The sequence below is a fragment of the Nocardia sp. NPDC005825 genome, assembly GCF_040630175.1.
In the GTDB taxonomy this organism is placed as follows: domain Bacteria; phylum Actinomycetota; class Actinomycetes; order Mycobacteriales; family Mycobacteriaceae; genus Nocardia.
The window spans coordinates 534,029-547,888 of record NZ_JBEXXC010000004.1; the positions used below are offsets into that span (position 1 = coordinate 534,029).

Below are 13,860 nucleotides of genomic sequence, written 5' to 3' on the forward strand. Positions count from 1 at the left end.
CGCTCAATGTGTGGAATCGTCGGTTATATCGGGCATCGTGAGGCCGTTCCGGTCCTGTTGGAAGGCCTGCACCGGCTCGAATACCGCGGCTACGACTCCGCGGGCCTGGCCGTGCCGCACCGCGGCCGCCTGCGGGTCACCAAGACCCAGGGCCGGGTCCAGGACCTGCGTAACAAGGCCGACGCCGAAGCCGCCCGGCTGCGCGGCAATGTCGGCATCGCCCACACCCGCTGGGCGACCCACGGCGAACCCTCCGACGCCAACGCGCACCCGCACACCGACGTCTCCGGCCGGATCGCGGTCGTGCACAACGGCATCGTCGAGAACGCCGAGGTGCTGCGCGCCGCGCTGACCGCCGAGGGCGTCGAATTCGTCTCCGACACCGACACCGAGGCCATCGCGCATCTGGTCGCCGCCGCCCTGGAGGGGTCCGAGACCCTGGAGGACGCGGTCCGCACCGCCATGCGCCGGGTCGAGGGCACCTACGGCCTGCTGGTGCTCGACGCCCGCCGCCCCGACGAACTGGTGGTGGCCCGCAACGGCTCCCCCATCGTGCTCGGCGTCGGCGACGGCGAGATGTTCGTGGCCTCCGACGTGGCCGCTCTGGTGCACCACACCCAGCGCGTGGTGTTCCTCGACGACGGCGAGCTGGCGACCGTGCGCGCCGACGAATTCCGAACCAGCACACTGGGTCTCGAGGCCCGTCGCACCGACAAGATCCCCACCACCATCGATATGGCGGCCGAGGACTACGCGCTGGGCGGGTACCCCGACTTCATGCGCAAGGAGATGGCCGAACAGCCCGACGCCGTCCGCCGGGCGCTGCGCGGCCGCCTCGACGAACGCTTCGCCACCGCCCACCTGGGCGGCCTCAATATGGACGCGCGCGAGCTGCGCGGCATCAGCAAGGTGGTGTTCCTGGGCTGCGGCTCCGCCTATTACGCCGGCCAGCTGGGCGCGCAGCTGGTGGAGGAGCTGGCCCGGATCCCGGCCGTCGCCGAACCCGCCTCGGAGTTCCGCTACCGCAATCCGGTGGTGGACCCGGACGCGCTGTACGTGGCGATCAGCCAGTCCGGCGAGACCCTGGATACCCTTGCCGCCGTTCAGGAATTGCAGCGCAAGGGCGGCCGCGTCATCGGCGCGGTGAACGTGGTCGGCAGCGCCATCGCGCGGGAGTGCGGTGCGGGCGTGTTCCTGCACGCGGGCCCGGAGGTCTCGGTGGCCTCGACCAAGGCCCTCACCAATATGACCGTGTCCTTCGCCATGCTGGGCCTGCTGCTGGGCCGGGTGCGGGATCTGTCGGCCGCGGCGGGCGAGCGCATCGTGTCCGGGCTGCGCGCGCTGCCCGACGCCATCGACGCCGTGCTGGCCGAGGAGGAGGCGGTCGCCGATATCGCGTCCCGATTCGCCAAGGCGCGCAGCATGTTCTTCATCGGCCGGGTGCGCGCCTGGCCGGTGGCGCGCGAGGGCGCGCAGAAGCTGAAGGAGATCTCCTACATCCACGCCGAGGCGTACCAGGGTTCCGAACTCAAACACGGGCCGCTGGCGCTGATCGACCCGGAGATGCCCTCCATCGTGCTGGTGCCCGGCGACGAGCTGCTGGCCAAGAACATCACCACCATCGAGCAGATCAAGGCGCGTGGCGGCCCGGTCATCGCGGTCACCAATACCGATCTGCCGGACGGCCTGGCGGATTCGGTGATCCGGGTTCCGGCGGTGTGCCCGGAACTGGACCCGATCATCCTCACGATTCCGTTGCAGTTGCTGGCCTATCACACGGCCATGGCGCTGGGCCGGGACGTGGACAAGCCGCGCAATCTGGCCAAGAGCGTTACCGTCGAGTAACCGATCGGCGGCCCCGTCCGTGCACGAATTGTCTTGCTGTGCCAGCATGGTCGGATGGAGCTGGGGAGCGTTCGTAACAAGGTCATCGTGGCCGCCATCGTCGCTATCGCGGGCGGTGTCGTCGCGTTCTTCGTGAACAAGCGTCCGCAACCGGAGGCACCGGCCGCCGAACCGCCGCGTCTGGGCTACTCGCGCAACGGTTCGGCGCCCTCGCCGGACCTCGTCAACCGCTGAAGCCGCGGTGAGTCGCCGACTCGGTCAGCGACTCACCGAGCGCTGGTACTGCTTCAGGGCGAGCGGCACGAAGATCGCCAGGATCACGACGACCCACATCAGGGTCGTCGCGACCGGATGCCGCATGGGCCAGACGTCCGCGCTCGGTCCCATCGGCGAGGTGTTGCCGAACAGATCGCGGGTCGCCTGCGTCACGGCCGACACCGGATTCCATTCCGCCACAACGCGCAACACCGTCGGCAGGTTCGCGGTCGGCACGAAGGTGTTGGCGATGAACGTGAGCGGGAAGATCACCATGAAGCTGGCGTTGTTGTAGACCTCCGGCGCGCGCACCAGCAGGCCGACCACCGCCATGATCCACGACACCGCGTACGCGAACAGCAGCAACAGCACGTACGCCAGCACCGCGTCGAGGAACGAGCCGCGGATCCGCCAGCCCACCAGCAGACCGGTCAGCGACATCACCACCAGGCTCACCACATTGATGACCACGTCGGAGAGCGTGCGCCCGATCAGCACCGCCGACGGGGCCATGGGCAGCGACCGGAAGCGGTCGATGATGCCCTTCTGCATGTCCTCGGCCAGGCTCAGACCGGTGAACGTCGCGCCGAACACCACGGTCTGGGCGAAGATGCCGGCGATCAGGAACTCGCGATAGGACGTGCCGGGCAACTGGATCGACGAGCCGAAGACGTAGGCGAACAAGAGCACGAACATGATCGGCGACAGCGTCGAGAAGATCAGCACGTCCGGCACCCGCCGGATCTTGATCACATTGCGTTTGGTGACGGTGATGCTGTCGGTCACCACCATGGCCAGTCGCTGTGCGAGCGAAGGCTTTCCGGCGACGGCGAGCGCGGCGCTCATCGGGCGCCCTCCTTCTCCTCGGCGGATCGATTGCCGTTGATCAGTTCCTCGGCCTGGTGTCCGGTCAAGGACAGGAACACGTCATCGAGCGAGGGCCGGCGCAGCCCGACGTCGTGGATCTTCACCTCGTGCTTGGTCAGCTGCCCGATCGCGTCCACCAACGCCTGCGAGCCGTCCTCGACGGGCACGATGATCCGCCGCAGCCCCGGCTCGAGCCGAATCTCGCCGTCCGCCAAGCCTTCCAGCGCCTGCCGCGCCACCGCGAGATTGTCGGCGTGATCGACGACCAGCTCGATCCGGTCGCCGCCCACCATCGCCTTGAGCTCGTCGGAGGTGCCCTCCGCGATCACCCGGCCGTGATCGATGACGGCGATGGAATCGGCCAGCCGGTCCGCCTCCTCCAGGTACTGGGTGGTCAGCAGCAGCGTGGTGCCGCCCGCCACCAGTTCCTCGATGACATCCCAGAGGTCCAGGCGCGCACGGGGATCCAGGCCGGTGGTGGGTTCGTCCAGGAACAGCACCGGCGGATTCGCGACCAGCGCGCCCGCCAGATCCAGGCGGCGGCGCATACCGCCGGAGTAGCCCTTGACCGGACGGTCGGCGGCATCGGCGAGGCGGAACCGGTCCAGCAGCTCGCGCGCTCGCGCCTTACTGCGCCGCACCCCCATGTGGTACAGCCGGCCCACCATCTCGAGATTCTCGAAGCCGGTGAGGTATTCGTCGACCGCGGCGTACTGGCCGGAGGTGCCGATGCGGGAGCGCAGCAGCTGCGGGTCCTTCAGCACGTCCACCCCGGCGACGACAGCGTGGCCCGCGTCGGGGATGAGCAGCGTCGTGAGCACGCGCACGGTGGTGGTCTTGCCGGCGCCGTTGGGGCCGAGCAGGGCGGTCACGGTGCCTTCGGGGACCGAGAGGTCGAGGCCGTCGAGGGCGACCAGATGGCCGTACCTCTTGACCAGCCCCTCGGCGACAATGGCGTCGGGCATGATTCTCCTGTTCCGAACTGCACAGATGCGGTCGAACACGATCGTCGGCGTCTGGCCAGTATGCCCGGATCGACGGAGTGAGTCATCCGAGTTTCACCAGGGCCGGCACGGGCGGCGGCCGGGATCGCGAGTCGTCAACTACTCGAACGTAATTCGGCGAAGGACGCATTTCGGTCACGATGCCGAGCCCGCTGCCGCGAACCGCGCTTATTCCTCGAAAAAATTCTTCGAACGCGATGCCCCGATAGCCACACAATCCGAATTCGTCGCGTAGGATCGTTCCCGTCGGCCCCTCCCCCCCGGGCCGACCTTACGCGGGCCTCGGCTAACTCCCCCCCTTCGCCGAGGCCCGCCCCCATTCCCGGAGCACGTCCTCGACGGGGATCACTCAGACCAGCGGTCGAATCTCATTGCGGCGCAGCACATGCCCGTACAGCCGGTTGATGCCCTTCACCCGCACCGTGGCCAGATGCCGCAGCGTGAAATCCAGATCCGCCTCGATGGCCGCGGCCGCCCCGTCGTCCACCAGCACCGTGCCCGGCCGGGCCACACCGGTGAGCCGCGCCGCCGTGTTCACCGTGGACCCGTAGAGGTCGCCGAAGCGCTGCAACACCTCCCCGTAGGCCAGACCCACCCGCAGCTCCTGGGTGACGCCGTGCGAGGCGATGGCGGCCTCCTGCACCGCGAGCGCGATCCGCGCCCCGTCGGTGGCCGTCGCCGCCGCGAACATGACCTCGTCGCCCACGTTCTTGATCACCCAGCCGCCATTGGCGACGATGGCGTTGCTGGTGGCCGTCTCGAAGGCCTCCAGCAGCGCCGACAGCTCATCGGCCTCCAGGTGGCGGGTCAGGCGGGTGTAACCGACCATGTCGGCGAATCCGACGGCCAGCACGCGAACCGTGTCCCCCGCCGCCGCTCCCCCGTCCAGCGACCGCGCCAGCGCGGCGTCCAGATGCCTGCGGAAGGCGTAGCGCTGCAAGGTCTCGAATTCGGAGACCACCTCGTCGGTGGCGATGCGCGCGGCTTCCTTCGGATCGATGTCCGGCTGCTCGCGCGTGATGGTCGTGATCCGGTCCAGGATCTCCTCGGTCACCAGATCGACCTGCCACTCCGCCAGCCGCGCCATGGACCGCCCCAGCGTCCGCGCGGCGGTGGTCTGGCGGTGGGTGTCGGCGGTGGCCAGCACGTGCAACTTGGCGAAGGTCTGGGCGGCCTCGATATCGGAGTCGCTGTACTCCACGGCCTCGTCGTCCGGATCGGCCGGGAAGCCCAACGCCACCCACAGGCGGCGGGTGACATTGTTGGGCAACCCGGTCAGATCCGCGACCTGATGCCGGTTGTACCGGCGCGGGCCGCTCAGCAGATATGGCTCGACCACGGACTGCACCAGCTCGGAGATCTCAGTGGACGCCATCTCTCGACCTTACGGCGTGAATCGGATGGAAAACCGCCGCTTGTTCCGTGTCACAGCCAAATTCGAGGCGGTCAGCGCGTGGTGACCTCATGCCACAGGTCGGCGTCATTGCGCTGACGCAGTTTGCTGATCCCGAAAACGACGGCGGCGGCGATCACTATGGTGAGCACGATTTTCATGAATCCCACAGTACTGCAACGACAGAAGCCGCAGACCGAAGCGGTCTGCGGCTTGTGTGAGTGGAGCCTAGGGGAATCGAACCCCTAACCCCTGCCTTGCAAAGGCAGTGCTCTGCCAATTGAGCTAAGGCCCCTGGGAAGGCAGTTCGTTCTTTACCTGTGGGTGGGCCTAGGAGGACTTGAACCTCCGACCTCTTCGTTATCAGCGAAGCGCTCTAACCGCCTGAGCTATAGGCCCTTAGTGGGTGTTCGAAGTGTGTGACTCGAACGAGGCAGAAGATTACCGTACGTCGGCACCGATAACCAAAACGGCCGGTCAGCGGCTTGCGGAAGCAAGACTGACCGGCCGTCGCAGACGGATCGAAAACAGCGGTTTCCTAGTCCGGATCGGACAGGGTGACCTGGATGCCGCCGACCAGATCGGTGCACTGGTTGTAGACGAACACCCCGACCGTGGACAGCGCGGTCAGCAGCACCACATTGATCAGGCCGATCACACCGGCGTAGCCGAAGACCGTGCCCGCGTCGATGAGCGCCGAGCTGGAGTTGTCCGAGACCATGTCGGTGAAGGTGGAGTTCAGGCGCTCCCAGACGCCCATGCCCTCCAGCACCAGGTACAGCAGGCCGACCGCCAGCATCCAGACGAAGAACATGGCCACGCTGATCACCAGCGAGACCTTCAGCGTGGACCACGGGTCGATGTGGCGCAGCTGCACGGTGGCGCGCAGCGGCTCACCGGTGGCCGCGGCCTGCGCCACCGCCGCGGGGGCGGACGGCGAGACCGGACCGGCCGGCGCGATCGGCTCCGGCGGCGGCAGCGGGTGCCGCAGCTCGGACAGATCCGGCAGATCCTTGACCAGTTCCGGGCGGGCGATGCTGCGGGTCGGTCCGTCGATGCCGACGGACTTCACCATGGCCGCCTCCTTGCGCGCCGCCTTGGCCGCCAGGTCGGCGGTAGTGCGGGCATTGGAGACACCGGCGTTCAGGCCGCCGCCCTGCAGGCCGCCACCGCCGAGGCTCGGGTTGGTCCCCGGCCGGCCCGTCGCCGGGGCCTGGCCCGGGCGGTACAGGTTGGACTGCGGCTCCCGCTGCGGCAGCTGCGACCAGCCCTCCTGGAAGGGCGAACCGCCCTGCCCGTCCGCCGCCTCGGGGGCGGCGGGCGCCGCGTCGGCCGCAGGGGCCTCGGCGGCCGAATCACCGGACTTGTCCGGCAATTCGGAATTCTGCGGCATTCCACCGTCCTGCGCGCCCGGCCGCGGAATGGGCCGCGGCGGAATCGGGGACGGAGCGATTCTCTCGGTCACGCCGTTGGCGTGACCTCGCTGGTCATTCGGCTGATTCGTGGTCAATGGTGAATCCTTCGATCCGTTGTGCCGCCGCTGCTGTGGAGAAACTACTGCTTCGCCGAACCGCTGGTGTCATCTTCGGCAACCTGGTCGGGCTCATCCGCGTTCCTAGCGATCGCGAGCAAAGTATCGCCCTCACCCAGGTTCATCAACCGGACGCCCTTGGTTTGACGACCCGCTTTACGAACCTGGTGCGCCAGTGTGCGAATGACACCGCCGCCGGAGGTGATCGCGTACAGCTCGTCGTCGTCATTGACAATGAGCGCACCGACCAGACTGCCACGCTTCTCGTCGTACTGAATCGTCAGCACACCCTTGCCGCCACGACCCTGCGCGGTGTACTCGTCGATGGCCGTGCGCTTGGAGTACCCGCCCGCCGTCGCGACAAGCAGATAGATGCCCTCCGCGTCACGAACCACGTTGAGCGACAACAGTTCGTCGTCGGCGTTGAAGCGCATGCCCTGCACGCCGGAGGTGGCGCGGCCCATGGGGCGCAGCACCTCGTCATTGGCGTTGAAGCGGATCGACTGGCCGTGCGCGGAGACGAGCAGCAGATCGTCGTCGGCCGAACACAGTGCCGCGCCGACCAATTCGTCCTCGTCGCGCAGATTGACCGCCACGATGCCGCCGGTCCGGTTCGAGTCGAAGTCGGTCAGCTTGGACTTCTTGACCAGGCCCTTGCGGGTGGCCAGCACCAGGTACGGCGCGTCCTCGTACGACTTCAGCTGGATGACCTGGGCGATCTTCTCGTCCGGCTGGAAGGCCAGGAGGTTCGCCACGTGCTGGCCGCGCGCGGTGCGGTTGGCCTCGGGCAGCTCGTACGCCTTGGCCCGGTACACCCGGCCCTTGTTGGTGAAGAACAGCAGCCAGTCGTGGGTGGAGGTGATGAAGAAGTGCTTGACGATGTCGTCCTGCTTGAGACCCGCGCCCTGCACGCCCTTGCCGCCGCGCTTCTGCGAACGGTAGAGGTCGGTCTTGGTGCGCTTGGCGTAGCCGGTCTCGGTGATCGTGACGACCACGTCCTCGCGGGCGATCAGGTCCTCGTCCTGCACGTCGCCGTCGGCCGCGATGATCTTGGTGCGGCGCTCGTCGCCGTACTTGTCGACGATCTCCGCCAATTCGTCACGGACGATGGCGCGCTGACGCTCCGGCTTGGCCAGGATGTCGTTCAAATCGGCGATCTCGGCCTCGATCTTGGCCAACTCGTCGAGGATCTTCTGCCGCTCCAGGGCCGACAGGCGACGCAGCTGCATGTCGAGGATGGCGGTCGCCTGGATCTCGTCGATCTCCAGCAACTGCATCAGGCCGGTGCGGGCGGTCTCGGTGTCGGCCGAACGGCGGATCAAGGCGATGACCTGATCCAGCAGATCCAGCGCCTTCACCAGACCGCGCAGGATGTGAGCCCGCTCCTCCGCCTTGCGCAGCAGGTAGCGGGTGCGCCGGATGATGACTTCCAACTGGTGGTTCACGTACAGCCGGATCATCTGATCCAGGCGCAGCGTGCGCGGCACCTTGTCGACGATCGAGAGCATGTTGCAGCCGAAGGAGGTCTGCAACTGGGTGTGCTTGTAGAGGTTGTTCAGCACCACCTTGGCGATGGCGTCGCGCTTCACGGTCACCACGATGCGCATACCGACACGGTCGGAGGACTCGTCGTGGATGTCGGAGACACCCGCGATCTTGCCGTCCTTCACCTGCTCCGCGATGGCGTTGATGAAGTTGTCGGTATTGACCTGGTACGGCAGCTCGGTGATGACGATCGTGGTGCGACCGCGGCTGTCCTCCTCGATCTCGACGACACCGCGCATGCGGACCGAACCACGTCCGGTGGTGTAGGCGTCGTGGATGCCCTGGGTACCCACGATCAGGCCCGCGGTCGGGAAGTCCGGACCCTTCACCCGCTCGATGCACGCGGCCAGAGTGGCTTCCTCGTCGGCGTCGTGATTGTCCAGCGCCCAGTAGATGGCCTCGGCCAGCTCGTTCAGGTTGTGCGGCGGGATATTCGTCGCCATACCGACGGCGATGCCGTTGGAACCGTTCATGAGCAGGGCGGGCACCCGGCTCGGCAGGACGGTCGGCTCCTGCGTCTTACCGTCGTAGTTGGGGACGAAATCGACCGTCTCGTGGTCGATCTCGCGCAGCATCTCCATCGCCAGCGGCGTCAGGCGGCACTCGGTGTAACGCATGGCGGCCGCGCCGTCATTACCGCGGGAACCGAAGTTGCCCTGACCGTCGACCAGCGGATACCGCAGCGCCCACGGCTGCGCCATACGCACCAGGGTGTCGTAGATGGCCGTGTCACCGTGCGGGTGGTAGTTACCCATGGTGTCGGCGACCGGGCGCGCGGACTTCACGTAACCGCGGTCGGGCCGATACCCGTTGTCGTACATCGCGTACAGGATGCGCCGGTGCACCGGCTTCATACCGTCGCGCACCTCCGGCAGCGCGCGGCCGACGATCACGCTCATCGCGTAGTCGATGTAGGAGTTCTGCATCTCCTGCTGGATGTCGACCGGCTCGATGCGGTCGCCACCCGAAGGCGGAAGCGAAGTCTCAGTCATGAATTGGTCTCCGTCAGAAGTTGTGGGTGGTCCTCGCGGCGCGCAGGCAGCGACCCGGAAGGGCCGCTGCCGTCGCGAATTACACGTCGAGGAACCGGACGTCCTTGGCGTTCCGAGTGATGAAGCTGCGGCGAGCCTCCACGTCCTCACCCATCAGGATGGAGAACAGCTCATCGGCCGCGGCGGCGTCATCGAGGGTGACCAGGCGCAGGACCCGCACGCTCGGATCCATGGTGGTCTCCCACAGCTCCTTCGGGTTCATCTCGCCGAGACCCTTGTAGCGCTGGATGCCGTCGTCCTTGTTGATCTTCTTGCCGGCCGCCAGACCGCGCTCCAGCAGCCCGTCGCGCTCACGGTCGGAGTAGGCGAACTCCGGCTCCGAGCGCTGCCACTTCAGCTTGTACAGCGGCGGCATGGCCAGGTACACGTGACCGTGCTCGACCAGCGGGCGCATGAAGCGGAACAGCAGGGTGAGCAGCAGGGTCGAGATGTGCTGGCCGTCCACATCGGCGTCGGCCATCAGCACGATCTTGTGATAGCGCAGCTTGGCGATATCGAACTCGTCGTGGATGCCGGTGCCGAACGCGGTGATGATGGACTGCACTTCGGTGTTCTTCAGGACGCGGTCGATACGCGCCTTCTCGACATTGATGATCTTGCCGCGCAGCGGCAGGATCGCCTGGTACATCGAGTCACGACCGGACTTGGCCGAGCCACCGGCGGAGTCACCCTCCACGATGTAGATCTCGGACTTGCTCGGATCCTTGGAACGGCAGTCGGCCAGCTTGCCCGGCAGGCCGCCCAGATCGGTGGCGGACTTGCGCCGCACCAGCTCTCGCGCCTTACGAGCGGCGACGCGGGCCTGCGCCGACGAAACCGCCTTCTGCACAATCGTCTTCGCGTCGGCCGGGTTCGCCTCGAACCAGTGCGAGATGTGCTCGTTGCAGGTGCGCTGGACGAAGGACTTCACCTCGGTGTTGCCGAGCTTGGTCTTCGTCTGGCCCTCGAACTGCGGGTCGGCGATCTTCACGCTCACGATGGCGGCGAGACCCTCACGGATGTCGTCACCGGTGAGGTTGCCTTCCTTCTCCTTGAGAAGCTTCTTGTCCTTCGCGTACTTGTTCACCACCGTGGTGAGCGCCGCGCGGAAGCCCTCCTCGTGGGTACCGCCCTCATGGGTGTTGATGGTGTTGGCGAAGGTGTGGACGGACTCGGAGTAACCCGAGTTCCACTGCATCGCGACCTCGACCTCGTGGCCGGTGCCCTTACCGGTGAACGCCACGATCGAGTTGTGGATCGGGGTCTTGGTCCGGTTGATGTGCTTGACGTAGTCCTCGAGGCCGCCCGGGTAGTGGTAGGTGCGGGTCTTCACCTTCGGCTCGGCGGCCGGGGTGTTCTCGTCGACATGCTTGGGCGCCTCGGCGGTCTCGCTGACCACCTCGTCGGTGACGTCGCCCTCGGACACCCGCTGATCGGTCAGCGTGATGGTCAGGCCCTTGTTCAGGAACGCCATCTCCTGCAGGCGGCGTGCGACCGTCTCGAAGCTGAAGGTGGTGGTCTCGAAGATGTCCGGGTCCGGCCAGAACTTGATGGTGGTACCGGTGCGCTTGGTCGGGCTGCCCTGCACCAGCTTGCCCGGCTTGGAGTCCTTGTACTCCTGGGTCCAGTGGTACCCGTCGGTGTCCACATCGGCCTGCAGCCGGGTCGACAGCGCGTTCACCACCGAGATGCCGACGCCGTGCAGACCGCCCGACACCGCATAGGATTCGCCGTCGAACTTGCCGCCCGCGTGCAGCTGGGTCATGACCACCTCGATGGTGGGCACACCCTGAGCGTGCATCGCGACCGGGATACCGCGGCCGTCGTCGACCACCTCGACGCCGCCGTCGGCCAGCAGGGTGACATCGACCCGCGAGGCGTATCCGGCCATCGCCTCGTCGACCGAGTTGTCGACGACCTCCCAGATCAGGTGGTGCAGGCCGCGCTCACCGGTGGAACCGATGTACATACCGGGGCGCTTGCGAACCGCCTCGAGGCCCTCGAGAACGGTGATGGAGTCGGCACCGTACGACGTCGGCTTGCCTGACTTGGGCTGGGTCGAGCCGTCTGCGTTGGAGTCCATGGCAGCCACTGGTCGGTAGCTCTCCTTACTTGCTGATCCTCCCGGCACAGTGCGGTCGCACGCGTGAGGCCCACAGACACTGTCTGCCCGAGCTCCGGAACACTGTCTGCTCGAGAGTTACGGGGGCCCACGCGCGGGCGCTACGGAACGCGCCGGGAGGTATCGCCGCTAGTTACTCCCTCATCCTACTGGTACGACCGACAGAGAACCCACCTATGACACCCCTGAGTGGGCCGTACGGTCATGAAATCGACCAGCGATATGACCCGTTATGGGTCCGGGCGGTTCCGGGAGCCTCAGCGGTCGATGCGCCAGGGGACACGCGGGCGTTTGCGCGAGGGTTCATCGTGATCTCCGAACGTTCCACGTGAAACCAGCCCGTGGACGCCGGGATTCGCGGCCCGAACCCCGGTGACAGCGGCCTACCCGTAGGTGTCGCGCGGACCGCGGCCCTTGATGTGCCGCTCGCCCTTGCGCCAGCTCGGCGCGGTCGGGCCATTGATCTTGAGCTGCTTGACCACGCCGTTCCCGACCGCCGCCGCGATCTTCGCCAGGATCTGGGACTGGAACATGCGCAGCTGAGTGGCCCAGGCCGTGGACTCGGCCTGAATGCTCAACACGCCGTTCTCCAGCGAGATCGGCTGGGCATGGGAAGCGATGTCCTCCCCCACCACGGCCGCCCAGCGACCGAACACCGTGCCCTCGGCAACCTTGGCCGACCAGCCGCGCCCCTTCGCCAACTGCATCGCCAGCGCGGCGAACGCCTGCGGATCCCGATCGTCGGGGCCCGCACCCGACCAGCTTCTGCGACCCCCTCGCAGTGCCCGGATACCACCCTTGCGTGGCGCGGCCGGCGAAGCCCGCCCCTGCCCCACCGACTTTCCCGCCGCACGCGCCGCGGCCCGCGCCTCCTCCAGCGCGCGCCGAGCCAGATCGACTCCGCGCAACTCCGGTTCGGCGCCCGGTCCGGTCGCACCCCCGCGCGGGGTGTGGTCGTCGGTTTCCGGCGACTCGGCCATCCACAACTCCTTCCACACCTGGGAATCCGGATGATCACCCTCGGTTCGTCACGTGATTCTGCCGCATGCCACCGACGACTCGGCGATTCCCGCCGCCGACGCATTCGGCGAACCTCACTCCACGATCCGGGAGGCCCGCTGATCCGCCTCCCCGGTCGTCTCCACGCGCTGCGGCGCGGCATCGAGTTCGGGCGGAACGTCCTCGGGCACGGCCGCGGTGATCAACACCTGCTCCGCGCCCGCGGCCACCCGCGCCAGCGCGCTGCGACGGCGACGATCCAGTTCGGCGAAGACGTCATCGAGGATCAGCACCGGATCGGTTCCGGCGGACCGCAACAATTCGAACGCCCCGAGCCGCAAAGCCAGTGCGAAGGACCAGGACTCACCGTGGCTGGCGAAACCCTTGGCCGGCGCGGACCCCAGCATCAGGTCCAGCTCGTCACGGTGCGGACCGACCAGGCACACCCCGCGCTCCAGTTCCTTGGAACGCGCGGCGGCCAACTCCCGCAACAGGATCGCCTCGAGCGCCTCCTCGTCATCGTCCTGTGGAGAACGCGCGGAATCCAGGAACTCCGGCGGCAGACTCGCACTGCGATAGCCGATCGACGCGGGCCGGGACTCGGGCGCGATATCTGAATAAGCCTGTGCAAGATGTGGATAAAGGTCGTGGACAAGCCGCAGCCGATGCGCGAGCAGCACCGCGCCGTGCGCCGCCAGATGCCCGTCCCACACGTCGAGGGTGCTCATCTCCGCGCCCCGCGCCCCCGAACGGGCATTGCGCCCAGCCGTTTTCAACAGGGCCGACCGCTGCCGCAGCACCTTCTCGTAATCCGCGCGCACCCCGGCCAGGCGCGGCAGCCGGGCCGTGGCCAGCTCGTCCAGGAACCGCCGCCGCTCCCCCGGATCCCCGCGCACCAGCGACAGATCCTCGGGAGCGAACAACACCGTCTGCAGAATCCCCAGGATCTCCCGCGGCCGCCGCACCGGGGAGCGATTGATCTGGGCACGATTGGCGGCGCCCTGATTCAGCTCCATGTCCACCCGCAGCTCGCGGCCGGTGTTCACCACCGTCGCGCCGATCCGGGCCTTCTGCGCGCCGATCCGGATGAGCGGAGCATCGGCCGACACCCGATGTGAGCCGAGTGTGGACAAATATCCGATGGCCTCGATCAGGTTGGTCTTGCCGTTCCCGTTGGACCCCAGGAAAACCGTTCCACCGGGCGAAAGTTCGAGTTCGGCGGCCTCCCAGGACCGGAAATCGCGCAGTGACAGCGCACGCACGTGCAT

The 13,860-nt window shown here is 67.2% G+C and carries 11 protein-coding genes and 2 tRNA genes; 2 read left to right on the forward strand and 11 right to left on the reverse strand.

The window, feature by feature from the left end:
- Positions 1-6: 6 nt before the first annotated feature.
- Positions 7-1,845 (forward strand): glutamine--fructose-6-phosphate transaminase (isomerizing), encoded by a 1,839-nt coding sequence (gene glmS, locus ABZ382_RS14730; RefSeq protein ID WP_357088470.1) that lies wholly within the window; start codon positions 7-9, stop codon positions 1,843-1,845.
- 54 nt (positions 1,846-1,899) lie between these two features.
- The gene (locus tag ABZ382_RS14735) at positions 1,900-2,079 is read left to right on the forward strand and encodes a hypothetical protein (RefSeq protein ID WP_357088472.1); all 180 of its coding nucleotides are present in this window, start codon (positions 1,900-1,902) and stop codon (positions 2,077-2,079) included.
- Between the two features lie 24 nt (positions 2,080-2,103).
- On the opposite strand, the gene ABZ382_RS14740 is transcribed toward ABZ382_RS14735, so the two are convergent.
- The 11 genes from ABZ382_RS14740 to recF form a co-directional block, all read right to left on the reverse strand.
- On the reverse strand, positions 2,104-2,892 hold the full coding sequence (locus ABZ382_RS14740; RefSeq protein ID WP_357088799.1) for an ABC transporter permease: 789 nt from the start codon (positions 2,890-2,892) through the stop codon (positions 2,104-2,106).
- 50 nt (positions 2,893-2,942) lie between these two features.
- On the reverse strand, positions 2,943-3,932 hold the full coding sequence (locus ABZ382_RS14745) for an ATP-binding cassette domain-containing protein (RefSeq protein ID WP_357088474.1): 990 nt from the start codon (positions 3,930-3,932) through the stop codon (positions 2,943-2,945).
- 388 nt (positions 3,933-4,320) lie between these two features.
- Positions 4,321-5,346, reverse strand: coding sequence for an adenylate/guanylate cyclase domain-containing protein (locus ABZ382_RS14750; RefSeq protein WP_357088477.1), 1,026 nt, complete (start codon positions 5,344-5,346; stop codon positions 4,321-4,323).
- A 71-nt stretch (positions 5,347-5,417) separates the two neighbouring features.
- Positions 5,418-5,525, reverse strand: coding sequence for a DLW-39 family protein (locus tag ABZ382_RS14755; protein ID WP_357088480.1), 108 nt, complete (start codon positions 5,523-5,525; stop codon positions 5,418-5,420).
- Positions 5,526-5,586: 61 nt separating this feature from the next.
- A tRNA-Ala gene (locus tag ABZ382_RS14760) sits at positions 5,587-5,659 on the reverse strand.
- A gap of 30 nt (positions 5,660-5,689) precedes the next feature.
- Positions 5,690-5,763 (reverse strand) — tRNA-Ile (locus tag ABZ382_RS14765).
- Positions 5,764-5,902: 139 nt separating this feature from the next.
- On the reverse strand, positions 5,903-6,757 hold the full coding sequence (locus ABZ382_RS14770; protein WP_357088483.1) for a DUF3566 domain-containing protein: 855 nt from the start codon (positions 6,755-6,757) through the stop codon (positions 5,903-5,905).
- A 161-nt stretch (positions 6,758-6,918) separates the two neighbouring features.
- On the reverse strand, positions 6,919-9,432 hold the full coding sequence (gene gyrA, locus ABZ382_RS14775; protein WP_357088484.1) for a DNA gyrase subunit A: 2,514 nt from the start codon (positions 9,430-9,432) through the stop codon (positions 6,919-6,921).
- Between the two features lie 79 nt (positions 9,433-9,511).
- Positions 9,512-11,554: a DNA topoisomerase (ATP-hydrolyzing) subunit B gene (gene gyrB / locus ABZ382_RS14780; protein WP_357088487.1), complete on the reverse strand. Its 2,043-nt coding sequence runs from the start codon at positions 11,552-11,554 to the stop codon at positions 9,512-9,514.
- A 422-nt stretch (positions 11,555-11,976) separates the two neighbouring features.
- Positions 11,977-12,573: a DUF721 family protein gene (locus tag ABZ382_RS14785; RefSeq protein WP_357088490.1), complete on the reverse strand. Its 597-nt coding sequence runs from the start codon at positions 12,571-12,573 to the stop codon at positions 11,977-11,979.
- Positions 12,574-12,687: 114 nt separating this feature from the next.
- The gene (gene recF / locus ABZ382_RS14790; RefSeq protein ID WP_357088492.1) at positions 12,688-13,860 is read right to left on the reverse strand and encodes a DNA replication/repair protein RecF; all 1,173 of its coding nucleotides are present in this window, start codon (positions 13,858-13,860) and stop codon (positions 12,688-12,690) included.

Excerpts from the sequence above, each read along its gene's own strand:
- gyrA (WP_357088484.1), bottom strand. The coding sequence starts at position 9,432 with ATGACTGAGACTTCGCTTCCGCCTTCGGGTGGCGACCGCATCGAGCCG.
- ABZ382_RS14740 (WP_357088799.1), bottom strand. The coding sequence starts at position 2,892 with ATGGTGGTGACCGACAGCATCACCGTCACCAAACGCAATGTGATCAAG.
- gyrB (WP_357088487.1), bottom strand. The coding sequence starts at position 11,554 with ATGGACTCCAACGCAGACGGCTCGACCCAGCCCAAGTCAGGCAAGCCG.
- ABZ382_RS14745 (WP_357088474.1), bottom strand. The coding sequence starts at position 3,932 with ATGCCCGACGCCATTGTCGCCGAGGGGCTGGTCAAGAGGTACGGCCAT.
- ABZ382_RS14755 (WP_357088480.1), bottom strand. The coding sequence starts at position 5,525 with ATGAAAATCGTGCTCACCATAGTGATCGCCGCCGCCGTCGTTTTCGGG.
- ABZ382_RS14750 (WP_357088477.1), bottom strand. The coding sequence starts at position 5,346 with ATGGCGTCCACTGAGATCTCCGAGCTGGTGCAGTCCGTGGTCGAGCCA.
- glmS (WP_357088470.1), top strand. The coding sequence starts at position 7 with ATGTGTGGAATCGTCGGTTATATCGGGCATCGTGAGGCCGTTCCGGTC.
- ABZ382_RS14770 (WP_357088483.1), bottom strand. The coding sequence starts at position 6,757 with ATGCCGCAGAATTCCGAATTGCCGGACAAGTCCGGTGATTCGGCCGCC.
- ABZ382_RS14785 (WP_357088490.1), bottom strand. The coding sequence starts at position 12,573 with ATGGCCGAGTCGCCGGAAACCGACGACCACACCCCGCGCGGGGGTGCG.
- ABZ382_RS14735 (WP_357088472.1), top strand. The coding sequence starts at position 1,900 with ATGGAGCTGGGGAGCGTTCGTAACAAGGTCATCGTGGCCGCCATCGTC.
- recF (WP_357088492.1), bottom strand. The coding sequence starts at position 13,860 with ATGCACGTGCGTGCGCTGTCACTGCGCGATTTCCGGTCCTGGGAGGCC.